The following is a 23,004-nucleotide window of genomic DNA, read 5'->3' as shown; positions in this document are numbered from 1 at the left end:
CTATTTCGATTAAAAGAGTTTGGCTACGCGATTAAGCCAGACTCTTTTTACTGTTCCCTTCAATTGCATATAATTGAGTCAGTGCAGACAGCATTCAATAAGGGAAAATTAGCGTGTCGTCTTCACGCACCAATGACCAAAATCGATCCGCCGCTACAGACAATTCGTGATGCGTTGAACGAATTATTCCCACTTTTTTTCGAAGCCATACTTCTTTTAAAGGAATACAGACCAAACCATTCTGGCGCATTTGTTCTGCGCACACTTGCGGAACAACAGACACGCCTAACCCGAATTTCACACATTGTCCTATTGTGGCAAGTTGATTTGCCTCAGCTACCACATTGACTGCCAGCGCCTTCGTCGAAAATATATCGTCCAGCCACCCCCTAATCGTTGATCCTCGATTCATCGCGACAAAAGGGAAATCTTGCAATGCGAACCAAGATACCACTGACTCTGAATCTAACGCGTGATTGGGTGGCACTACCAAAGTAAACGCATCATAAAATAACGTGTGAAAAGCAACACCATCATACCTATCGGACTCAAACGTAAACCCTAGTTCAGCACGCCCTTCCCTCACTTGTTGAAAGACAGTTTCCATCACGACATCCGAAACTGACAAACTGATGTTTGGAAAATGTGAATGAAACAATGAGAGAATATTTGGCAGCACCGTCGCAGCGAATGAAGGCATGGCCGCAATGCTTAATTTGCCTTGTTGCGCAGAGAAACGGCTTTGCATATCTTCCACAGCCCGATCCCAATCATTTAATAACCTAAGAGCAATCGGTAAAAACTCTTTGCCCTCTGGCGTTAGCCTGACGCTTCGGGTACTTCGCGAAATGAGTTTACCACCTAACATGGATTCCAATTTTTTGAGCGACAATGACAACGCAGGTTGAGACAAATGCAAGCGTTCTGCCGCCTCAGCAAAATTTGACGATTGCGCTACTCTTACAAACGATTCTACTTGGCGATACGTAACAGACATTTTTAATTAGTAATTTTTATTAATCATTATATTTAATTAATTTTACTTTATTAACAGATTTTTTAATACTAAAGCCAATATGTAAACGGAGAAAATTGCAATGGCAGGCTTCAATAAAGTCGTCAGTACCTATGAAGAGGCACTAGAAGGGCTAAAAGATAACATGACTCTGATCGCAGGTGGCTTTGGCCTTTGCGGCATCCCTGAAGGGTTAATTGCCCATATCAAAACCATGAAAACAACAGGGCTAACAGTAGTATCTAATAACTGCGGTGTTGATGGATTCGGCCTTGGGTTGCTATTAGAAGACAAACAGATAACGAAAATGGTGTCTTCCTACGTAGGCGAAAACGCATTGTTTGAACAACAGCTTCTTAATGGTGAATTGGAAGTCGAGCTAACCCCACAAGGCACGCTCGCTGAAAAAATGCGTGCTGGTGGAGCGGGTATTCCGGCTTTTTACACAGCAACCGGTTATGGCACACCTGTTGGCGAAGGCAAAGAATCACGAGAGTTTAATGGAAGACAGTACATTCTCGAGGAATCTATTACAGGTGATTTCGCTATTGTGAAAGCATGGAAGGCTGACAAGTACGGCAACTGTGTTTATCGTCATACCGCGCAAAACTTCAACCCCATGGCTGCCACAGCAGGAAAAATAACCGTTGTAGAAGCCGAGGAAATCGTCGAGCCCGGCGAGCTGCAGCCTAGTGAAATTCACACGCCGGGAATCTACGTTAATCGCGTAATCAAAGGTACATTCGAAAAACGCATCGAACGCAAAGTACTGGCCAAGTAAGGAGAACACGATAATGGCACTTACTCGAGATCAAATCGCAATGCGCGTTGCCAAAGAATTTCACGATGGCGATTACGTTAATTTAGGTATTGGTATCCCTACTCTCGCAGCAAACTATGTCCCCAAAGGGATTTCCGTGATGTTGCAATCTGAAAATGGATTACTCGGCATGGGGCCTTACCCAACCGAAGAGCAGCTTGATGCAGACATGATCAATGCAGGCAAAGAAACCGTGACAGCCATTACGGGAGCATCAATTTTTAACTCTTCGGAAAGTTTCGCAATGATCCGTGGTGGACACGTCGATATTACCGTATTGGGCGCTTTTGAGGTGGACGTTAATGGCAATATTGCATCGTGGATGATCCCCGGCAAGCTGGTCAAAGGCATGGGCGGTGCGATGGATTTAGTCGCGGGTGCGAAAAACATCATCGTTACCATGACTCACGCAGACAAACACGGTAATTCGAAGTTGTTGTCTGAATGCACCTTGCCTCTTACTGGCGTAAATTGCATTACCCGCATCATTACCGATCTTGCCGTATTGGAAGTGAAAGACGGTGCGTTCCACCTAAAAGAACGTGCTCCGGGTGTAAGCGTTGATGAAATCCGTGAAAAAACCGCAGGGAAATTGATAGCCTCTGACAACGTACCAGAAATGACGTTCTAATCAGTTGGTGGCGAAGACACTGGGTTCTTCGCCACCATGTTCCCCATCATACATACCACAACAAAGAATATTCCGCTTTGTTCTATATGGCGTTCAGTGTAAACTAAGCTATTAATTCTGAACCATCCTTTAAATTACCCGCTAGGCTTTAGTGACGTAATCATTCATATAAGAGACGTATTTTGCAATTTAGTGACTTTCCACTCGATCATCGAATTTTATCTGCTTTAACTGCCAAAGGCTTCGACACAGCCACTGAAATTCAAGCCAAGGCATTACCCCACGCCTTACTCGGAAAAGATCTACTTGCGTCTTCAAAAACAGGTTCGGGTAAAACACTGGCCTTTTTGCTACCCGCTGTTCACAGAGTACTGCGCACCAAAGCGCTGAGTAAAAAAGATCCTCGCGTTTTGATTTTGGCTCCCACTCGCGAATTAGCTAAACAGGTATTCATGCAGCTTAAGTGGCTGACCGCCAATATGTCTCTGCATAGTGCGCTGATTTTGGGTGGAGAAAACTTCAACGATCAGGTCAAAGCACTACGACGAGGTCCTCAATTTATTGTAGGTACAGCTGGTCGCGTTGCTGATCACCTAAAAGACCGCTCTTTATTTTTGAATGGATTAGAATTACTCATTTTCGATGAAGCTGATCGTATGTTGGATTTAGGTTTTGCATCTGAGCTCAAGGCCATCGACCGTGCAGCCGATCATAGAAAGCGTCAAACCATGATGTTTTCTGCCACGCTTGATAGTGCAGAGCTTCACTACATGACGCGTGAAATGCTCAATGCACCACAACGTATAAGCGTTGGTCAAGCAAATGAAGAGCATTTGGATATCGAGCAACGTTTTTTCTTTGCTGATCATATTGAGCATAAAGATGCCATGTTATCGGCAGTCATTTCAGAGGCCGAGAATAAACAAGTTATCGTGTTTACGGCCACGCGTAGCGACACTGAGCGTTTGGCCAAATTGCTTGAAGAAAAAAATGTTTCGTCTACTGCACTAAGTGCCGAGTTAAACCAATCGCAACGAAGCAATATCATGAACGCCTTCAGCCGTGGGCAGTATCAGGTATTAGTGACCACAGATGTAGCGTCACGCGGATTGGATCTGCTCAATGTTGCCTTGGTCATTAACTTCGATCTGCCAAAAATGGCAGACGAATATGTGCACCGAATTGGCCGTACTGGACGTGCAGGACAAAAAGGTAAAGCCCTGTCTTTTGTCGGCCCGAAAGATTGGAATAGCTTTAAACACGTTAAACGTTTTCTAACGCAAAGCATTGAAGCAGAAACCCTTGAGGGATTTGAAGCAACCTTTAAAGGCTACAAAGACAAACCCAAGAAAAAGTCCAATCCATGGAAATCTGCGGCGGGAACCAACGCCGACAAGCCATCTGCCTCACAGGCCAAACCTAAGGCCAAACGTATTAAACATATGGAAGGCGTAGATGTCGGCGACGCACCATTAAAACGTAAGCCTCGAAAAACCCAGGACGTTAATGATGACGAAAGCGCTGAATCTCAAGAGAACGAGTAAGACACCAAAGCCAACTTAGGCAATGACACCAGCGCGACAGCCGGGAATATAATGAACAGATTTCTTGCTTTTATGCTTATCTTCGTCTGTACATTTGGGTGTGCAGACGAAATCATTGATTCTCTCCGGGACAGAAGTATTCCGATAGATGTATCCGTTCCACTAACTAATGATAACTGCTCAAATGACATGAAGTGCCCTGTTATTTTTCTAAGCGCTGGTTACGGTGTTCCTCACACAAAGTATCAATTTTTGTCTAGTCTGTTCTCTGAGCTCGGTTATTTAGTTGTCGCTATCAGACATGAATTACCTATGGACCCTCCACTGTCTGTATCAGGTAATTTATTTGAAACCCGCAAAGAAAACTGGATACGTGGCGCTGAAACGCTAAACATTGTGAGGGACAAACTTCAGGTTAGGTATCGTGCGTTCGATTTTAATACTATCACGTTGGTGGGACACTCAAACGGGGGCGATATTTCAGCTTGGCTTTTACGCAAGTCACCAAGCTATGTAAAGCAAATAATTACCTTAGATCATCGTCGTGTGCCGCTTCCTAGAACATCAGAAATAAAGGTATTATCTCTAAGAGCCTCTGATTTTAAAGCAGATGAAGGCGTATTGCCCTCCAAAACCGAGCAATCACAATACGGTAGTTGCGTGATAAAAATTGAGAATGCTAGGCACAACGATATGTCAGATTATGGTCCTGCATGGCTAAAATCAGATATTCAAAAGATAATTAAACAATGGCTGCGTTCACAATCTTGTACGCTAAAAGATGAAACCACTTAATGCTCACTGAAATACGAACGAATTTTATATGCCAAGTTTTCTGTGTAAACGTGACGATGTGACTGGAATCTCTCTTCAATATCAATTATTCGTCGCCAGCATCATGCTGTCGCGTAGCAATTGCTGATAAGGACTATGGTCGTAGCGAACAAAGGTTTTACTGTTTAGTATATTGCCTTTACGTTGTACTTTGCGCGTGATTGTCGCTGGCATGTTGTTGTTAATTCCATATTCTGTCAGTGTGTACCGCCAGTTGAATTTATTCTGATAGTCACTTTCTACTACATCGTAAGAAAATAAATAGCGCTGACTCGCAGTAAAATAGCTCTCAATGGCCTTTCTCCCTGTTACATCTAAAGCAAATAATGCGGTCGCACGAGTCTGATGCCCAGCTTCAGAAAACGCATATTGTTTCACTAACGCCGTATCATTTTGGGCAAGTATTGCCACCAACTCAACCGTTGCTTGAGTCTTAACCTCCCCTTGCCTATCGTTGTATTCGACATGCCCGTGCCAATGCCCTTCGTATCCTGCCATCACCTTTGCAAGATCGTGGTTAGCCTCAACACAGAAAATGGGTAATAACATGAAAGAAATGATAGCTCGAAACATGCCACACCTTCCTTCTTCGTAATTTATTCGTCCTTATATGCATGGTGATGCCAAACCAAACAATCTCTCATCACGATAAAAAACACATTGTCGACAAATTCACGCATTTAAGATTGAATATCTTATCTTTATTGTCTATATTGTCGACATATTTAATTAATCAATATGATAAGCATGTTAGTAGATCAGGCTGTTACCTCAGCAGATAAAACCTTTTTAACTATGCGCAAAGACATTGTTGAGGGTCTAATTCGCCAAGGCAGTAAATTGAGCGAAACCGACTTATCTTCGCGTTATGGCGTAAGTCGAGCCGTTATACGTGAGGCGATTAATCGGTTAGAAAGGTGCAGTTTGGTCGAGCGAAAAGCCAATGTCGGGGCACGCGTAGTCGCACTTAGCCCAGAAGGACTGATTGAGTTATATCAGGTCCGAGAAGCGCTGGAAGGCATGGCTGCGCGCTTAGCCGCGACTAACATGACAGATAACGAAATAGCCGACATCAATCAACTGCTAAATACACACTTTGAGGAAGTCAAAGGCGGTGATTCTTATTATCAAGAAGCCGGCGACGTTGATTTCCACTACCGTATTGTGGTGGGAAGTAAGAATAAGCAGCTTATTTCTACGCTAGTTGAGGGAATATACCACCTTGTGCGCATGTACAGGGTGCAACTCGGTATGGAAGGCCCAAGGGTCACTACCGCTTACGATGAACACCGCCATATTATTCAGGCGATATCAAACCGCGACGCAGAACTTGCTGAAATGCTGATGCGTCGACATATCTATTATTCAAAACGCAATATTGAGCAGAAGCTCAGTGCAGCCAGTGAGAACAATTTATGAGTGCAGGAAAAAAGTTTCGTGATGCGTTAGCCGCTAATCACCCGTTACAAATTGTCGGAACCATCAACGCGTATACAGCCATTATGGCTAAACAAATTGGGCACCAAGCCATTTATTTATCTGGTGGCGGCGTCGCCAATGCGTCTTACGGCTTGCCCGACTTAGGCATGACGTCACTCAATGATGTGTTAGTCGATGTAAACCGTATCACATCAGCATGTGACTTGCCCTTAATGGTCGATATCGATACTGGTTGGGGCGGCGCGTTCAATATTGCAAAGACGATTAAAGACATGGAAAAAGCAGGAGCAGCAGCGGTGCACATGGAAGATCAAGTCGCACAGAAGCGCTGTGGACACCGTCCAAACAAAGAAATTGTTAGCACAGAAGAAATGGTCGATCGCATTAAAGCTGCAGTTGACGCGCGCACAGATCCTGACTTCTTCATTATGGCTCGCACCGACGCGTTTGCTCAAGAAGGGTTAGAAAAAGCCATAGAACGTGCAAAAGCGTATGTCGAGGCGGGCGCAGACGGCATCTTTGCAGAAGCGGTGCAGACAGAAGAACATTACCGCGCATTTGCAGAGGCGCTTGATGTGCCAATTCTTGCCAACATTACAGAGTTTGGCAAAACCGAACTATGGAATAAGAAAGCACTGGGTGACTGGGGTGTTGATATGGTGCTTTACCCGCTATCCGCATTTAGAGCTATGAACAAAGCGGCTGAGAATGTCTATCAAACTATCTTATCGAAAGGCGATCAGAAAGACGTTATCGATACAATGCAAACTCGCATGGAACTCTATGATTACCTTGGCTACCACGAATACGAGGAGAAGTTAGACTCCCTTTTCGCCCAAGGTAAAAACAAATAGGCCTGTCAGAATAAACACTGTACCCAAAACGCTGACAAGCACAACATATTAAATCGCTTACAAACAGGAGAATGTAAGATGGCAAAGGTATTAAGCGGCGCTGGCCTTCGTGGTCAAGTTGCAGGAAAAACGGCATTATCGACAGTGGGCAAATCAGGCTCAGGTCTAACCTACCGCGGTTATGATATTAAAGATCTCGCCAATACCTGTGAATTTGAAGAAGTCGCGTATCTCATTCTAAAAGGTAACCTGCCCACGGCATCCGAACTGGCTGACTATAAAGCGTCTCTTAAAAATATGCGTGGCCTACCTGACTCTCTCAAAGAAGTGCTTGAACGTATTCCTGCCGATGCCCATCCAATGGATGTACTTCGCACCGGTTGCTCGTTCTTAGGGAACATTGAAGGGGAAGCCGATTTTGACCAGCAGCAAAATGTGACCGACCGCATGTTAGCCGTTTTCCCAAGCATTATTTGCTATTGGTATCGCTTCAGCCACGATGGCGTTCGCATCGACGTAGAAACAAACGACGACTCCATTGGCGGACACTTTTTACACATGCTTCACGGTGAAGCGCCTAAAGCGCTGTTTGAAAAAGTCATGCACGTTTCGCTTATCTTATACGCAGAGCATGAATTTAACGCCTCGACATTCACAGCACGCGTCTGTGCCTCTACACTCTCTGACATACACTCATGTATCACAGGCGCAATTGGTTCATTGCGTGGTCCTTTACACGGCGGTGCAAACGAGGCAGCAATGGACATGATCGAGAAGTTCAAGTCAGCAGATCAGGCTGAAGAAGAGTTAATGGGCATGTTGGCACGCAAAGATAAAATCATGGGATTTGGCCATGCCATTTACTCTGAATCAGACCCGCGCAATGACATTATCAAAGGTTGGTCTGAAAAACTCGCGGCAGAGGTAGGCGACGACGTACTTTACCCAGTATCGGTTCGATGTGAGGAAGTCATGTGGCGTGAGAAGAAACTATTCTGCAATGCCGACTTTTTCCATGCATCAGCCTACAATTTTATGAATATTCCAACAAAATTGTTTACGCCAATATTCGTTATGTCACGTCTAACGGGATGGGCAGCACACGTAATGGAGCAGCGTGAAGACAACCGAATTATTCGTCCTTCTGCTGAATATACTGGCGAAGAATACAGAGACGTACCCCCTATTAATGCACGTTAACACACATAATGTGACGTGTAACATGAGCGAAAACGGGGCAATGCGCCTCGTTTTTACTTGGCGCTTACCCTGCGCTTTTGGAAACAAAATATGAATACCGAATACAAAAAATTACTGCCGGGTTCACACATTGAGTATTTCGATACTCGCGCGGCAGTTGATGCGATAAAACCTAACGCATACGCAACCCTTCCCTACACCTCTCGTGTGCTGGCTGAAAACCTGGTTCGTAAGTGTGAACCAGAAAAACTACAGGATAGTTTGGTACAAATTATCGAGCGAAAACGCGACCTTGACTTTCCTTGGTATCCTGCACGTGTGGTTTGCCATGATATTTTGGGCCAAACTGCATTGGTTGACTTAGCAGGACTAAGAGATGCGATTGCGGAAAAAGGTGGCGATCCGGCCAAAGTAAACCCCGTTGTGCCAACGCAATTAATTGTTGATCATTCGTTAGCTGTTGAGCACGCTGGCTACGAAAAAGACGCATTTGAGAAAAATCGCGCGATTGAAGAACGGCGCAATGAAGACCGCTTTCATTTTATTAACTGGACTAAAAAAGCGTTTAAAAATGTTGATGTCATCCCACCAGGTAATGGCATCATGCACCAAATCAATTTAGAGCGTATGTCTCCCGTCATTCAGCTACGTGACAATGTGGCGTTTCCCGACACCTTAGTCGGCACAGACAGCCACACCCCAATGGTAGATGCACTAGGCGTTATCGCTGTTGGCGTAGGTGGTCTAGAAGCAGAAAATGTAATGTTGGGACGACCTTCCTACATGCGTTTACCTGATATCGTCGGCGTTGAGTTAACGGGTAAACCACAAGCGGGTATCACCAGTACCGATATTGTACTTGCACTTACTGAATTTTTGCGAAACGAGCGTGTTGTATCAACCTATTTAGAGTTCTTTGGAGAAGGTGCATCCCACTTAACATTGGGCGACCGCGCTACTATTTCTAATATGACCCCTGAATATGGCGCTACCGCAGCCATGTTTTATATCGATCAACAAACCATTGATTATCTACGTTTAACAGGTCGAGATGACAAGCAAGTCGAATTGGTTGAAGCGTATGCCAAAGAGACTGGTCTGTGGGCTGACGATTTAACCACAGCTGAATATGAGCGCGTCTTAACCTTTGACTTATCGTCAGTGGTTAGGAACATAGCAGGCCCTTCTAACCCTCATGCGCGAGTGTCTACGACAGATCTCGCCGCAAAAGGCATCAGTGGCGTAGTTGAAAACGAAGGCGACAAAATGCCAGATGGTGCCGTTATCATCGCGGCTATTACCAGTTGTACAAACACGAGCAACCCAAGGAACATGATAGCCGCGGGATTACTTGCCCGTAACGCAAACGAAAAAGGATTACTTCGTAAGCCGTGGGTGAAGACGTCTTTAGCACCCGGTTCGAAGGCGGTGACCCTGTATTTAGAAGAAGCTAATTTGCTGCCAGAGTTAGAGCAATTGGGGTTTGGCGTTGTTGCCTATGCCTGCACATCCTGTAATGGCATGAGTGGTGCACTAGATCCGAACATTGAGAAAGAAATTAAGGCGCGCAAGCTATACTCAACAGCCGTTCTTTCTGGTAACCGTAATTTTGATGGGCGTATTCATCCCCATGCCGATCAAGCATTTTTGGCCTCTCCGCCACTTGTAGTCGCATATGCGATTGCGGGAACAATCCGTTTTGATATTGAAAAAGATGTACTCGGCACGGACGAAAATGGGCAAGCGATTACATTGAAAGATATCTGGCCTACAGATGAAGAAATAGACAATGTGATCAAACAAGCCGTTAGACCAGAACAATTTAAGCAGGTTTACGAGCCAATGTTTGATTTATCAGTGAGCTACGGCGACGAAATCAGTCCGCTGTATGACTGGCGACCACAAAGTACGTATATTCGTCGCCCCCCATACTGGGAAGGCGCGTTGGCAGCAGAGCGAACTTTATCAGGAATGCGCCCACTTGCTGTACTAGGCGACAATATCACCACAGATCACCTATCGCCATCTAACGCGATAATGGCAGATAGTGCGGCTGGCGAATACCTCGCGAAAATGGGATTACCCGAGGAAGACTTTAACTCGTATGCCACACACAGAGGCGATCACCTCACGGCACAGCGTGCAACCTTTGCTAATCCAAAGCTATTAAACGAAATGGTTACCCAAAACGGAAACATCGTACAAGGATCATTTGCTCGGGTTGAACCTGAGGGCAACGTAACACGCATGTGGGAAGCCATCGAAACCTACATGGAACGTAGGCAGCCTCTGATTATTATCGCGGGTGCGGACTACGGGCAAGGCTCATCTCGAGATTGGGCAGCAAAAGGCGTTCGCTTAGCTGGGGTAGAAGTGATTGTGGCCGAGGGATTTGAGCGTATCCACCGCACTAACCTTATCGGCATGGGCTGTTTGCCACTTGAATTTAAATCAGGAACAAACCGCAAAACACTCAGCATTGATGGCACTGAAACCTTCGATGTCAAAGGTATACCTGCGCCAGGTGCCACACTCACTCTAGTTATCAACCGTAAAAACGGCGAAGTAACAGAGGTGCCGGTTACATGCAGGCTTGACACGGCAGATGAAGTATCAGTGTATGACGCCGGCGGCATTCTTCAGCGTTTTGCGAACGACTTTTTGGCTACCGAAACATCATAACATAGTCACCAAGGAGGCTCGTTGCCTCCTTTTTTCGAGGAATAAATTATGGCATTCAAGCCACAAATAAAAGTCCCTGCTACGTACATGCGTGGTGGCACGAGCAAAGGTGTATTTTTCAACCTCGACGATTTACCCGAATATGCACGACAAGCAGGCCCACAACGTGATGCGTTATTATTACGCATCATTGGCAGTCCCGACCCATACCAAAAACACACTGACGGTATGGGTGGTGCAACATCCAGTACCAGCAAAACGGTTATCTTATCTAAAAGTAACAAAGATGATCATGATGTCGACTACCTTTTCGGACAAGTTGCAATTGATAAGGCAGTTGTAGACTGGAGTGGAAACTGTGGAAATCTAACGGCAGCGGTAGGTGCATTTGCGATTCGCCACGGATTGGTCTCGCCAGAAAACGTACCTGAAAATGGCATGTGTACGGTGAAGATTTGGCAAGCCAATATCAATAAAACAATCGTCGCACGCATTCCTATTACCCAAGGTCAGGTACAGGAAACGGGTGATTTTGAGCTAGATGGCGTCACCTTTCCCGCAGCCGAGATACAGGTTGAGTTTTTAGATCCTGCTGATGGTGAAGGCGCAATGTTTCCAACCGGCAATTTGGTAGACACGTTATCTGTGCCAAATATTGGCGATTTACCCGCAACGTTAATAAATGCTGGTATTCCTACCATATTCATCAACGCTAAAGATGTTGGACTAACCGGCAAAGAGTTGCAGGAAGACATCAACACAGACCCACAGCGCCTAGCAATGTTTGAGTCTATTCGCGCACATGGTGCTGTAAAGATGGGCTTGATTACTCATATAGACGAAGCGGCAAGTCGAGCGCATACGCCTAAAATTGCATTTGTTGCCCCACCCGCCTCTTATGTTTCGTCAAGTGGTAAACCCATTTCTGAAGACAGCATTGACGTTAATATTCGAGCGTTATCGATGGGTAAGCTCCATCACGCCATGATGGGTACAGCGGCCGTCGCAATCGCTACCGCAGCGGTCATACCAGGCACCATTGTGAATGAGGCTGCAACATCACGTTCGCCTTCCATCGTCACCTTCGGACACCCTTCTGGCACATTAACGGTGGGCGCAGAAGCCGAACAAGCCGAAGATGGCCAATGGATAGCCAAAAAAGCCGTTATGGGACGCAGCGCGCGAAGACTAATGGAAGGTTGGGTATATATTCCTGATGTAACGGAATAACGAAGCGACATTCCCATTGGTCGCCAAGATCTAAGACGGAGCTACTACGCCTTTCTATGAATTACCAATGTGGAAAACAACAAAGCCAGCATATATGCTGGCTTTGTTAATAATCTCACGGGTTAATGAACGAAATTAGTATTCCCACCAACCTTCCTGCCACCAAGCAAGAAACTCTTCGAAATCGATAAACCCATCATCGTTTTCATCAATTAATGTAAACCCTTCCTGTACGTGACTCGCCTTGGTTTTTGGCGAGAGTACAGTCAGTAACTCGATAAATTCAGGTAAATCGATTTGACCATTTTTATCTCTATCGAAAAACTCGAACTCTTTACGAATTTCTTCTACCTGCTCTTGCGCAAGTGGCGTTTGTTCTGACATAACTAAATGATACCTAGTTGATTTACTTCGAGTTTACCGCTTATTTACGGTAAAAGTCTACGATGTTTTCAGATTAAACGTTGGTCTTTCCCATCGCCGCGCGTCTCGCTCTACGTTCAGCCGCTTTCTCTTGACGACGACGTTTAGTGGCTAAGCGCGCTTCCGTTCCAACGTGTTCTTCATTACGTTCACGTGCGAGGTTAACTTGCTTCTCACGCTCTCGGAAACGCGCAATTTGATCGTCAGAATGGGTGCCAAAACATTTCGGGCAACTTACACCGGATTCAAATTTGTCACTCTGCATGTCTTCTTCCGTTATAGGTAAGCGACACGCATAACACTGATCAAATTCACTTTTTTCTAGGTCGTGGTTAACGGCCACGCGATTGTCAAATACAAAACAGTCGCCTTCCCACATTGTCTCTTCTTTAGGTACATCTTCTAAATATTGAAGAATGCCACCTTCTAAGTGATACACCTCATCAAAGCCCTGCTCTTTTAAGTATGCAGTAGATTTTTCGCATCGAATCCCACCGGTACAGAACATCGCAACCTTTTTGTGTTTTTCTGGGTCAAGATTTTCTTTTACGTACTGCGGAAATTCACGGAATGTTTTCGTATTAGGGTTTACGGCATTTTTGAATGTACCAATTTCAATTTCATAATCATTTCGCGTATCAACCAGAATCACGTCAGGATCAGAAATCAATGCATTCCATTCAGACGGCTTAACATAAGTTCCTACCGTCTTGCGTGGGTCGATACCCTCAACGCCCATGGTCACAATCTCTTTTTTCAACTTTACTTTGGTACGGTAAAACGGTTGAACTTCATGCAAAGATTCTTTAAAAGAAATGGGATTAATTCTGTCGTCACTGTTCAGATAAGCGAGTAAATTGTCGATGCCTTCACGGCTGCCAGACACGGTACCATTGATGCCTTCTTCGGCAAGCAGTAATGTGCCTTTAATATTATTAGCTTCGAGGGTTTGAGTAAGCGGCTCGCGCATTTCTTTGTAATTTTCAAGCGCGACGAATTTGTACAGAGCACATACTACGTACTGAGTCATAGAGATACCTTTTAGTTGCGAGTTGGAACGTAAAACCAAAGCAAAATTGCGGAGCGCAATATAAAAGATTCGCAGTTGAAAATCAAATTTTGGCGTTAAAACCGCATCTCTGAAAGGGATTCGAGCACATCATACAATTTCGTCTCATCGACCTGAATTTCACTATCAACTTGGTGGTCTGGCGCGTTTCTTAGTCGGCGCTGTGTATACATATCACAGTTTGCTATGATTTCATCATTAATATGTGACGCATCATCGTATTGTGAAAGCGGATGTGGTCGCATTGTTTGAAACAGCATTGCATCCTGTATGTTCTGATGGATCAGTTTTGACGTGATATGCAAATCGCTAAAATGTTTCTCGTCTGCTTTTAATGCAGGGGTTGGGTAAACCTTGAGGTGTTCAAACTGGCCTTCGTTTTGATTAGCTGACTGAACCGCTTTTTCTATATGAGGGCGCTCCAGAATATTTTGCTGAAGCATGGCCAACAACAAACCAAACGACGCGCCTTGTGTAGACGCACGGTTCAGTGAACCGGTGTATTCAACGTCGTTAATAATGGGCAAATGTGAGGTTATTGGCGAGTCTGGCACGATTTATTCCTGTATTTGATTAATTTTTTATCGGTTAAACCAAAATATTCTTTAAACCTATTTACAAGATAAAAAATGCTGGTAATATGCGCCTCACTTGTGGAGGGGTTCCCGAGTGGCCAAAGGGATCAGACTGTAAATCTGACGGCTCAGCCTTCGCTGGTTCGAATCCAGCCCCCTCCACCACTTTTCTCACTCTCATATCTTTCTTTACAAAGAAAAACTAAATCCTAGTCAGCTCATTCTGCGAATCGTTACCGCGTCTTAGTACCTATAAGTATTTGTAAATCAATGGCGCTTTAAAACTAGACCCGCTGAAATTTGTAATCTATTGTTATACTTACATAAACCGCAACGAGATAAACAGAGATTGCGGAAATAACCCTGCGTCATTGAGACGCAACGAAGTATCAAAAGAGTACACATGAACGCAAAACACACCCTTCTCGCTCTATCCGGCGCATTCAGTCTTTTATTCGTTCAAGGGTGCGCATCACAACAACGCCCCTGTGAAGAAATTTTGGAAGTCAAACGGCAACAACAAGAATGCGCCAAACTCAAAAAGGTGATGCAACAAAAAGACTATCCGCAGCAAGCATTAACGGCTCAAAAGCGCTTTGAAGAAGCGTGTTTAAACCTCCGTTATCATCGAGACGAATATGACACGATTTGCAAAGGTGATCAAAAACCAATAGGTGCACCAAAGCCTAAAAAACAAGATCAGTAAATGATCTATCTCAATTTATGAAGACTTCATGTCTTCTATATCGTCAATGAGATCGTCGATTTTTTTCAAAAGTCGTTTTTTCTGTTTGGGGCTAAGGGTTGCCATCAAGTCAGCATAATACGCCGCATAAACACGTTTGTTATGCTCCGAAACCTGATTATGCTCTGGTAATCTGAATTGTTCAGGGTAAATAATTAGCGCTGCAACGTCTTGTTCAAATTGAGGATTGATTGCTTTTTCGCGAAGCAACTTCTCTATTTCCTCCAGTACCCTTGCTTGATAGTCACGCCAATATATATTGCGCTGTAATTTAGCCGCATAAGTTGTTACAAGCTGCTTTTGAGAATCAGACAATCGTCCTATATATTCTCGTAAATCATCTTCCATCGATTCAATGCGTTTCTCCATTCGCTCTTCATCTGATAAATCATCGTATTTTCCGCGCTCTTCCTTTATATATTTGGTCACGGCTTCAACAAATTCATCGATTTGGTCATTTGATACCGATGCAGCCAATTCAGACAGATCTGGGGCCAAATGCCGTCGAAGTCGCTCCCAATGGTTTCTCCCTGTCCTAAAGTGCGCCATCCAATCAGTTGCTTGCATATTTCCTGCTTGTAATTGATTCTTCAGCATAGACAGTTGTTGCTGATACTTTGGGAGTTCTTCGGTTTTATGCCAGTTTAGCCACACCGTCATTTTCTGATCAAAGGCACGTTTTTGCTCGGTAGTTAGGTCAATATAATCATCAACAAACCAGTGTACTAACCAATCTAAATTTCGATAAGCAAAGGTAGAGGAGCAACCCGCCAATGCAAATAGCAAAATGGCCACACAGGCCGTTCGAATAAGTTTCATCTTTCTTCCTTAGCGCATTTGGTTATTGTTACGCATGGTGCAACGATTCAGATTGGTATTGTGTTAAGTAGACCACAACCCGATTGCGTTTGTTTTCGTAACTCTCAGAAATTATGTAAAAAAATGTATTCAGTTTCAGAATCGACTGATAATCTTAACAACATAAGTAAAGCGACCTTTTCACACTGAGCACCAATAAATGAAAAAAATCGCCATACTCACTTCGGGCGGAGATGCACCAGGCATGAACGCCTGTATTCGGGCTATTGTATTAACCGCAGCAAGATTTGACATAGAAGTCATTGGTTATGCTCACGGTTATAATGGTTTACTCAATCAAGAATATGCCTCTTTGCGTCCGCGTGATGTGCACAACATTATTCAGCGCGGAGGGACGATTTTACGCAGCGCTCGGTGTGATGCATTCAAGTCAGAAAACGCAGCTCAGCTGGCTGCCCAGCATCTAAACACATTGGGTATAGAAGCACTTCTTGTTATCGGGGGCGACGGTTCGTTTCGAGGCGCACTTCATTTATCTCAGTTTTGGCAAGGGCAAGTAATCGGCATTCCTGGCACTATTGACAACGACATCGTTGGTAGCGATGCAACGATTGGATATTACACCGCGATTGAAACAGCACTTGAATCTATTGATAAAGTGCGAGATACCGCAGACGCCCATGAACGCGTATTTGTCGTTGAAGTCATGGGCAGACACGCAGGGTTTATAGGTTTGCACGCAGCGGTTGCCTCATCCGCAGACTACGTGGTAGTACCAGAATTAATAAAAGACACAAAAACCGAATTGAACGCTATTCTGTCTCAGCTTGATGAAATCAAACGTCGGCGCGGGCATTGTAGTTACGTCATTGTGATCAGTGAAAACTTATGGGCCGGAGGCGCGACGGAATTAGCAACCATTCTACACAAAGAAACACAACTTGAGTGCCGCCCTGTTATTTTAGGACATGTGCAACGCGGAGGCTCACCGGTGTCCCAAGACAGGCTTCTTGCCACTAAACTGGGAGCTTATGCGGTAGAAGAAGCCATTGCGGGTAAAAACAGAATCATGGTGGGTGAAATCAATCAGCAACCCGTATCGAATGAATTAGCATCAGCATGGACGAATACCAAGTCTTTAGATGGCTATTTGGTCAAGGTGCAGACAGACTTTTTCAACCTGTCTAAACAACCTTAACGCTTGTCGCTATTTAGCCTTACTTATTGATCATATCCTTTACACGATCTCTGTGACTTCGGCTGACTTTTAGCTCTGTACCGTTATTCAACACCAAATGGTACTCACCACTCACGTGACTAACCAGTTTGCTCACATATTGAATATTCACAATGGCAGAACGATGTACACGTACAAACTTCTTTGGATCAAGCTCTTCTTCAAGCTCTTTCATGGTTCTGCGCATAATATGTGTGTCGCCTTCAGTATGCACGCACATGTAATCTCCGGCAGCATCAATCCATTGGATCCTATCTACGTTCACGCGAGTCACTTCAGAGCCGTCTTTAATGGCTAAAATATCTGGGTAAGTTGGAGAATCTAAACTTTCACCTGAAGCAAGTTTACGTAGAATTTCTTCACAATCATCGCCCGTGAAATCCGCAACCAATTTTGCAAGGCGATGTTTGTGGTCACCTTCTTGGTGCATAGATAGCACCGTACTGACCTTGTCCATGGCTTCAGACAGTCTGGTTTCATCAATAGGCTTAAGTACATAGTCAAGAGCATGAATATCAAACGCTTTTATTGCATAGCTGTCGTAGGCTGTTACAAACACGATGAGGGGAATAGTTTGATTTAACTCTCGTAATTTATTGATGACCTGAAAGCCATTCAATCCTGGCATTTGAATATCTAAAAATACCAAATCAGGCTGTAATTGAGGGATCAATGTCACGGCTTCAAGGCCGTTATGGCATTCTCCCACAACCTCAACATTGTCGAATTGCTCTAAACGAACCGCTAGCCCTTTTCTGGCTAAAGGCTCATCATCCACGATCATTGCTTTAATTTTGTTTTGCATCTTCGCCTACTTCAAACGGAATTCGAATACTTACTTTTACGCCATTAGGGTGGTTATGAGACACCACAAACGAAAAATCATCACCATAGAGTGAGTGTAAACGTTCGCGAATATTAGTTAACCCAACGCCCTGCCCACTTGCTCTTTGAAGCCTTCCATCAACAATGTCTGCTCCAGGCCCATTATCAGACACCTCTAAAAGCAAATCGTTTCCAAAACGTTTTGCTAATATCTTGATTTCACCACCATTTTCCATTTTGGAGATGGCGTACTTAATTGCATTTTCAATAATAGGTTGCAAAATCAAGCTTGGTACAGCGGCATCTAGTACGTCTTGTTGAATTTCCCACTCAACAGACAATCGCTCGTCGAACCGAACTTTCTCAATTTCTAAGTACAATTCTAACGCTTGTACCTCTTGCTTTAATTCGACCCGCTTTATTGGGTCCTTGTCGAGTGAGTATCTTAAAAAGTCACTCAATCTACTTACCATTTTTCCTGCTGTTTGGTTCTCTTTTATTAAAATAAGCGTTGAAATGGCGTTCAATGTATTAAAAAGAAAGTGAGGATTCAGCTGATAGCGCAGCATTTTTAAATGCGCTTGGTGGGCCATAGTCGATGCTTTTAGCGCATTTTGCTTTTCTTTTTGAAGCATTTGAAAGTTTTTAATACCAAAATATAGGCCACTCCAGCACACCACCATGATGAGAGAGTTCAGGGTATTGGTAAAATACATATACCATTCATCAGGTCGATATCCGTGTTTGTATATTTCCCACGCATTGATATTTTTAACGACTGCCCATAGCAACGCTGTTAGGTATGTCGAGATAGCAACCGTGAAGAGCATTGTCCAAATAGATTGTTGTCTCGCCCAACGAAACACATAGCGAAGAGGAATGGTAATCAGCCAACCTGCGTAAGCATTCAGCGCGATGACAAACAGCCAAATACTACGCATGTCATGTAAAAACGAGCCTATATAAAAAATGATGGCGAAACCTACCCAGCCACCAGTATGTAACGTCCAGAACAACCTTTCACGGTTTTCAAACAGCTTTTGCCACTGTACCAATCTAACTCTCAGTCAATAAAATAAAGTAATACTATGAAAAGATTATACGATTCGAACGACAACAGGTGCAGCCATTGAACCTGACTACACCGTCGTTTATCGCATACTTTAGCTAAATAGGATTGAGGTCACTATCTGATAAGGTAAGTGCCCATTAATATTGGATATTTAAACGTTTAAACCAATGGCCCCACCACCAGGCAGGCCCAACGAGTAGAAACTGAAGATCTTTGAAAAAAGAGGGTTTCTTTCCTTCAATGTGATGTCCAACAAATTGCAATATCCACATGACTACAAAGAGTGCTAAACACACTTGCCATACCACCAAACCAGCGTTATCAATTGCATAAATAAAAAGAAAACCCGCAATGGTCAACAACGTCATGGCTGCACCGATCGGACCCGACAACTTGAAATAATACCAAAGAACAGGTACCGCAAACACATGCGCCCATGTCACATTAAAGTAATCCAGAAAAGCGGGCGTAGGTATAGACCATAACAACCCGATTGATACAAAATAAATGGCCGGAACGGCTATCGCATGAATCAGTATATTTGTGCTATTGGTATGGCTTTCACCATATTCATTTAGTAAGGCTTCAACTCGTCTCATTTGCTTTCCTTTGTCGTGGCTGCAACGTACATTGTTACTTTTTTGTTAAGAATACTGCAAAAAAGTCAAGTTGAAAACTACTGATTATACCAGTAACAAACGTTTACGAAGAGCCTCTACTGCCGCCTCAGATTCAGCAAACTTAATGCCGTAATAGTGAGAAAGTTCATCACTTTTTGCATTCATAATCGTACCAGAGAAGGCTTCTGTTTCACCTTCAAAGTTAGTCACATGTATTTTTACGTGGGTTTTAGGTGCCATACGATTTTTTTGTGTTCCTCGACTAACGCCAATTCTGCACCCACTATTAGACAGATCATGAATGACGCCTTCACACAATTTTGCTTCACTCTCTGCTCCATACAACGCGGCTGGCACTTGCGTTTGAGAGCGCTCTTCTGCGCGCAGACCATGGCTTTGCAGTGATAATGGAAATGTAGTGAAAATGTAATTTCCAGGCTTGCTCAGTACTAACGTAACTTTGACTTTAAATGCGACTATCTCGCCTGTTTCATCTTCTAAAATGTAACGCACCACCATACTATTGTCAGTATAAATGGCATCGCGTAAGCTGCCCCATTTTCCCTCGTCAGGGAATTTGATAATCAAACAACGGGTACCATCCATTCCGATAAATTCGGTTTTCACGCGTTTAATTCCTGTGGGGGATTTCACTTGTAAGTCCAGTGGCATGCCGGGCCGCATTGAGCGCAGCTTTTTTAAATCTTTGTTAGACAGCCCCACTTTTTCACGCAATATTGCCATGAATTCTCTAACCTCTTATTTTTATTCTTCTCATTGAGAAGTTTGCTTTTTTCAACATGGTAAGCTTGAGTCTAGCATGGAATCCCTCTGCCTTTGAATGAGCAAATCAGATATATCAATCTACTTCGCAAACTAACGACCTTATTAAAGTTCTGTTAATATCAACCTTATCACTCATTGATTTACAAACATCATTATGTCAGCGCTACCCATTCGTTATCACGTCGATTTGTCATCACCACATAGTCACCTATTCACTATCTCTTTAATCATTGACTCTCCTAACCCCAACGGACAGGTTCTTTCTCTTCCCGCATGGATACCCGGCAGTTATATGATTCGGGATTTCGCGCGAAATATTGTGTCTATTTCCGCCGAAGATAAACATCAGAATTCTGTCGCTGTGCAGTGGCTAGACAAACAATCTTGGCAGTTATCCCCATGTGAAGGTCCAGTCACCGTTACCTATGACGTGTATGCGTTCGATTTGTCTGTGAGAAGCGCCTACGTCAGCGATGAATATGCATTTTTTAATGGCACGAGTATGTTTTTAAAGGTAGAAGGTCAGGCCGAATCCGCGTGTCAGGTTATGATAAACAAACCTACAGCCTCACATTGTTCTAATTGGGTCATTTCTACAGGCATGCCCTCAAAAAATAAAGATAAACATGCGTTTGGAGAGTTTGAGGCGGCATCTTATGAGGCTCTGATCGATTACCCCGTCGTTATGGGAGATTTAGACATCATCCCATTTACAGCACGCGGTGTTACCTTTGACTGTGTTTTTGCAGGTAAACATAACGCAGATACAGCGAGAATTGTGCGGGATCTAGAGACTATCTGTGCGTACCAACTAGACTTTTTTGGTCAACCCTACCCAATTGAGCATTATGTGTTTATGACATTGTTATGCAGTGATGGGTTTGGCGGGCTAGAGCACAAAAACTCAACGGCCCTCATGTATTCTCGAGGTGACTTACCGACAAAACACACTCCAGAGATGTCAGAGGGCTACCGCACATTTTTAAGTCTATGCAGCCATGAATTTTTCCACACTTGGAACGTTAAGCGGCTCAAGCCCAAAGTGCTTAAAAACGCTACACTCTGTGAAGAAACCTATACGGAGCAACTCTGGATTTACGAGGGGTTTACCAGCTACTACGATGATCTAATTTTGTATAGAAGCGGGATCATTTCACGAGATACCTACTTAGAAATAGTCGGACAAAATCTAACCCGCTTGTTGCGAAACGGTGGAAGTCTCAAGCAAACTGTCACCAACTCCAGCTTTTTAGCTTGGACTAAGTTTTACAAACAAGATGCTAGCGCCATCAATCACATCGTCAGCTACTACAACAAAGGGGCTGTGATTGCGATGTGCTTGGATTTATTTATTCGCCAACAAAGCACGAATGAAGTCACTCTCGATGCTCTCATACAGCATATGTGGCAAGCGTTTGGAAAAGACGAACTGGGCACCGAAGATGATGTGGTTCATCGCGCACTCAAAGAAATATTCAATATAGATGCCGATGCATTTTTACAACAGTGTTTATATACAACACAGCCATTACCAACAGAAGAATTATTGCAGCACGTTGGGATATCTATTACACGTCGGGCCCAATCAAATTCTAAAGATGTAGGCGGTAAGCCCGCAGAAAAAGTAATCAGAAATGGATTAGGACTAACCAGCAAATCTCACGCGCAGGGCGCTCAGGTTGCACAGATTATTGAGGGTTCAGCAGCTCAAGAGGCTGGACTTCAATTAAATGACATTATCATTGCACTAAATAACGAAATGGTAACCCATGACAACCTTCAAACTGCAATAGATCAGTGCCAGTCAGGAAAGGCGGTTAGAATACATGTATTCCGCGATAAGCGATTGTTGCCTTTCTCATTAACGGTAAAAGCAGCGCCAAAAAATACGCTGTACCTAACCATAGAAGACCAAAACAAAGTGAAGCACTGGCTGCCCGACGCCTAGTTTTTAGCGCATAGGGAGAGAGGCTCCACCTTTCTCCCTTTGTAGTAAGCCAAGTTAGCGGTACGCAGTAAAGGTATATCTTCCTTGGTATCACCGTAAGCAATAATCGTATCAAAATCAGATAAATTCACTTGCTCGAGCAGCCTTGTTACTTTGTTGTGCCCAGTACAGTCACCTGATACATATCGTCCCGTTAATATTCCTCTCTCATTTGATGCAATATCACTACACAACAGCCCAATATTCAGCGTTTTGCACCAAGGTTGCAAATAAGCAGACAGAGACGCTGATACAACAAATACGCAGTCTCCATTTAGCTTTGCTTGTTGAATCAACGTTACCATGTCAGGACGTAACACACCTGCAAGTGTGTTATCACAATAGCGCTGCCCTGCACGCTCAACGGTATGTTTGTTTACGCCAACAAAGCCCATGTAAACCACCCACTGACGAAGTAAAGAAGCGGGAAAAATACCTAACTTATAAAGGCAATAGAGAGGAATGAACACGGGCGCAAAAACGACTTTACGCGGTAAAGAAATAGTACGGAGTATAAAAGGCGTAAACGTGTCGGAATACGTTATCGTTCCATCGAAATCAAGTAGATAGAGTGTTTTAGTTCCCACACATCACCT

General features: G+C 44.0%; 23 protein-coding genes and 1 tRNA gene. 13 read left to right on the top strand and 11 right to left on the bottom strand.

Features of this window, described 5'->3' with window-relative positions; translation table 11 throughout:
- Window positions 1-94: 94 nt before the first annotated feature.
- Window positions 95-997, bottom strand: a complete 903-nt coding sequence (locus OE749_RS11245) for a LysR family transcriptional regulator (protein ID WP_263712553.1) — start codon at window positions 995-997, stop codon at window positions 95-97.
- Window positions 998-1,097: 100 nt separating this feature from the next.
- On the opposite strand from OE749_RS11245, the gene OE749_RS11240 reads away from it, so the two are divergent.
- The 4 genes from OE749_RS11240 to OE749_RS11225 all read left to right on the top strand — a co-directional run bounded on the left by OE749_RS11240 (window position 1,098) and on the right by OE749_RS11225 (window position 4,805).
- A complete protein-coding gene (locus tag OE749_RS11240) occupies window positions 1,098-1,796 on the top strand; it encodes a CoA transferase subunit A (protein WP_263712552.1) in 699 nt (232 codons plus the stop codon).
- Between the two features lie 13 nt (window positions 1,797-1,809).
- Entirely contained in the window at window positions 1,810-2,466 is a 657-nt protein-coding gene (locus OE749_RS11235) for a CoA transferase subunit B (RefSeq protein ID WP_263712551.1), read from the top strand.
- A gap of 182 nt (window positions 2,467-2,648) precedes the next feature.
- Window positions 2,649-4,010 (top strand): DEAD/DEAH box helicase, encoded by a 1,362-nt coding sequence (locus tag OE749_RS11230; protein ID WP_263712550.1) that lies wholly within the window; start codon window positions 2,649-2,651, stop codon window positions 4,008-4,010.
- 51 nt (window positions 4,011-4,061) lie between these two features.
- A complete protein-coding gene (locus tag OE749_RS11225) occupies window positions 4,062-4,805 on the top strand; it encodes an alpha/beta hydrolase (RefSeq protein WP_263712549.1) in 744 nt (247 codons plus the stop codon).
- 81 nt (window positions 4,806-4,886) lie between these two features.
- Here the strand turns inward: OE749_RS11225 and OE749_RS11220 are convergent, their stop codons facing one another.
- Window positions 4,887-5,417 carry a hypothetical protein gene (locus tag OE749_RS11220; protein ID WP_263712548.1) on the bottom strand — a complete coding sequence of 177 codons (531 nt, stop codon included), beginning with the start codon at window positions 5,415-5,417 and terminating at the stop codon, window positions 4,887-4,889.
- A gap of 174 nt (window positions 5,418-5,591) precedes the next feature.
- On the opposite strand from OE749_RS11220, the gene OE749_RS11215 reads away from it, so the two are divergent.
- From OE749_RS11215 to prpF, 5 genes are all read left to right on the top strand, one after another.
- Window positions 5,592-6,263, top strand: coding sequence for a GntR family transcriptional regulator (locus OE749_RS11215; protein ID WP_404828169.1), 672 nt, complete (start codon window positions 5,592-5,594; stop codon window positions 6,261-6,263).
- On the top strand, window positions 6,260-7,138 hold the full coding sequence (gene prpB, locus OE749_RS11210) for a methylisocitrate lyase (protein WP_263712547.1): 879 nt from the start codon (window positions 6,260-6,262) through the stop codon (window positions 7,136-7,138). Before OE749_RS11215 ends, prpB begins: the two co-directional genes overlap by 4 nt.
- A 78-nt stretch (window positions 7,139-7,216) precedes the next feature.
- Window positions 7,217-8,338 (top strand): bifunctional 2-methylcitrate synthase/citrate synthase, encoded by a 1,122-nt coding sequence (gene prpC, locus OE749_RS11205; RefSeq protein ID WP_263712546.1) that lies wholly within the window; start codon window positions 7,217-7,219, stop codon window positions 8,336-8,338.
- Window positions 8,339-8,428: 90 nt separating this feature from the next.
- Entirely contained in the window at window positions 8,429-11,020 is a 2,592-nt protein-coding gene (acnD, locus tag OE749_RS11200) for a Fe/S-dependent 2-methylisocitrate dehydratase AcnD (RefSeq protein ID WP_263712545.1), read from the top strand.
- 48 nt (window positions 11,021-11,068) lie between these two features.
- Window positions 11,069-12,250, top strand: coding sequence for a 2-methylaconitate cis-trans isomerase PrpF (gene prpF, locus OE749_RS11195; protein WP_263712544.1), 1,182 nt, complete (start codon window positions 11,069-11,071; stop codon window positions 12,248-12,250).
- 135 nt (window positions 12,251-12,385) lie between these two features.
- Here prpF and OE749_RS11190 read toward each other — a convergent pair whose 3' ends face one another.
- The 3 genes from OE749_RS11190 to OE749_RS11180 all read right to left on the bottom strand — a co-directional run bounded on the left by OE749_RS11190 (window position 12,386) and on the right by OE749_RS11180 (window position 14,296).
- Window positions 12,386-12,634, bottom strand: a complete 249-nt coding sequence (locus tag OE749_RS11190; RefSeq protein WP_263712543.1) for an EF-hand domain-containing protein — start codon at window positions 12,632-12,634, stop codon at window positions 12,386-12,388.
- Window positions 12,635-12,707: 73 nt separating this feature from the next.
- Window positions 12,708-13,703 (bottom strand): oxygen-dependent tRNA uridine(34) hydroxylase TrhO, encoded by a 996-nt coding sequence (gene trhO, locus OE749_RS11185; protein WP_263712542.1) that lies wholly within the window; start codon window positions 13,701-13,703, stop codon window positions 12,708-12,710.
- A gap of 95 nt (window positions 13,704-13,798) precedes the next feature.
- The gene (locus tag OE749_RS11180; protein WP_263712541.1) at window positions 13,799-14,296 is read right to left on the bottom strand and encodes a VC2046/SO_2500 family protein; all 498 of its coding nucleotides are present in this window, start codon (window positions 14,294-14,296) and stop codon (window positions 13,799-13,801) included.
- Between the two features lie 101 nt (window positions 14,297-14,397).
- Between OE749_RS11180 and OE749_RS11175 the strand changes: the two genes are divergently transcribed.
- Both OE749_RS11175 and OE749_RS11170 read left to right on the top strand, forming a co-directional pair.
- A tRNA-Tyr gene (locus OE749_RS11175) sits at window positions 14,398-14,482 on the top strand.
- Between the two features lie 238 nt (window positions 14,483-14,720).
- The gene (locus tag OE749_RS11170; protein ID WP_263712540.1) at window positions 14,721-15,023 is read left to right on the top strand and encodes a hypothetical protein; all 303 of its coding nucleotides are present in this window, start codon (window positions 14,721-14,723) and stop codon (window positions 15,021-15,023) included.
- A 15-nt stretch (window positions 15,024-15,038) separates the two neighbouring features.
- On the opposite strand, the gene OE749_RS11165 is transcribed toward OE749_RS11170, so the two are convergent.
- Window positions 15,039-15,881: a DUF6279 family lipoprotein gene (locus tag OE749_RS11165; protein WP_263712539.1), complete on the bottom strand. Its 843-nt coding sequence runs from the start codon at window positions 15,879-15,881 to the stop codon at window positions 15,039-15,041.
- 199 nt (window positions 15,882-16,080) lie between these two features.
- Between OE749_RS11165 and OE749_RS11160 the strand changes: the two genes are divergently transcribed.
- Window positions 16,081-17,079 carry an ATP-dependent 6-phosphofructokinase gene (locus OE749_RS11160; protein ID WP_263712538.1) on the top strand — a complete coding sequence of 333 codons (999 nt, stop codon included), beginning with the start codon at window positions 16,081-16,083 and terminating at the stop codon, window positions 17,077-17,079.
- A 19-nt stretch (window positions 17,080-17,098) separates the two neighbouring features.
- Here the strand turns inward: OE749_RS11160 and OE749_RS11155 are convergent, their stop codons facing one another.
- The 4 genes from OE749_RS11155 to OE749_RS11140 all read right to left on the bottom strand — a co-directional run bounded on the left by OE749_RS11155 (window position 17,099) and on the right by OE749_RS11140 (window position 20,379).
- Complete coding sequence (locus OE749_RS11155; RefSeq protein ID WP_263712537.1) at window positions 17,099-17,923, bottom strand: LytR/AlgR family response regulator transcription factor; 825 nt, start codon at window positions 17,921-17,923, stop codon at window positions 17,099-17,101.
- The gene (locus OE749_RS11150) at window positions 17,907-18,998 is read right to left on the bottom strand and encodes a sensor histidine kinase (RefSeq protein WP_263712536.1); all 1,092 of its coding nucleotides are present in this window, start codon (window positions 18,996-18,998) and stop codon (window positions 17,907-17,909) included. The genes OE749_RS11155 and OE749_RS11150 overlap by 17 nt, the downstream gene beginning before the upstream one ends.
- 154 nt (window positions 18,999-19,152) lie before the next feature.
- Complete coding sequence (locus tag OE749_RS11145; protein ID WP_263712535.1) at window positions 19,153-19,614, bottom strand: Mpo1 family 2-hydroxy fatty acid dioxygenase; 462 nt, start codon at window positions 19,612-19,614, stop codon at window positions 19,153-19,155.
- A gap of 84 nt (window positions 19,615-19,698) precedes the next feature.
- Window positions 19,699-20,379, bottom strand: coding sequence for a flagellar brake protein (locus tag OE749_RS11140; protein WP_263712534.1), 681 nt, complete (start codon window positions 20,377-20,379; stop codon window positions 19,699-19,701).
- A gap of 196 nt (window positions 20,380-20,575) precedes the next feature.
- Between OE749_RS11140 and OE749_RS11135 the strand changes: the two genes are divergently transcribed.
- A complete protein-coding gene (locus OE749_RS11135) occupies window positions 20,576-22,369 on the top strand; it encodes a M61 family metallopeptidase (protein ID WP_263712533.1) in 1,794 nt (597 codons plus the stop codon).
- Here the strand turns inward: OE749_RS11135 and OE749_RS11130 are convergent.
- A complete protein-coding gene (locus OE749_RS11130; protein WP_263712532.1) occupies window positions 22,366-22,995 on the bottom strand; it encodes an HAD-IB family phosphatase in 630 nt (209 codons plus the stop codon). The genes OE749_RS11135 and OE749_RS11130 overlap by 4 nt on opposite strands.
- Window positions 22,996-23,004 lie beyond the last annotated feature (9 nt).

The organism is Fluctibacter corallii, assembly GCF_025751585.1.
GTDB classification, from domain to species: Bacteria; Pseudomonadota; Gammaproteobacteria; order Enterobacterales; family Alteromonadaceae; genus Fluctibacter_A; species Fluctibacter_A corallii.
The sequence above is the reverse complement of the archived record's forward strand: the minus strand, read 5'-3'. Positions and strand labels throughout refer to the sequence as shown.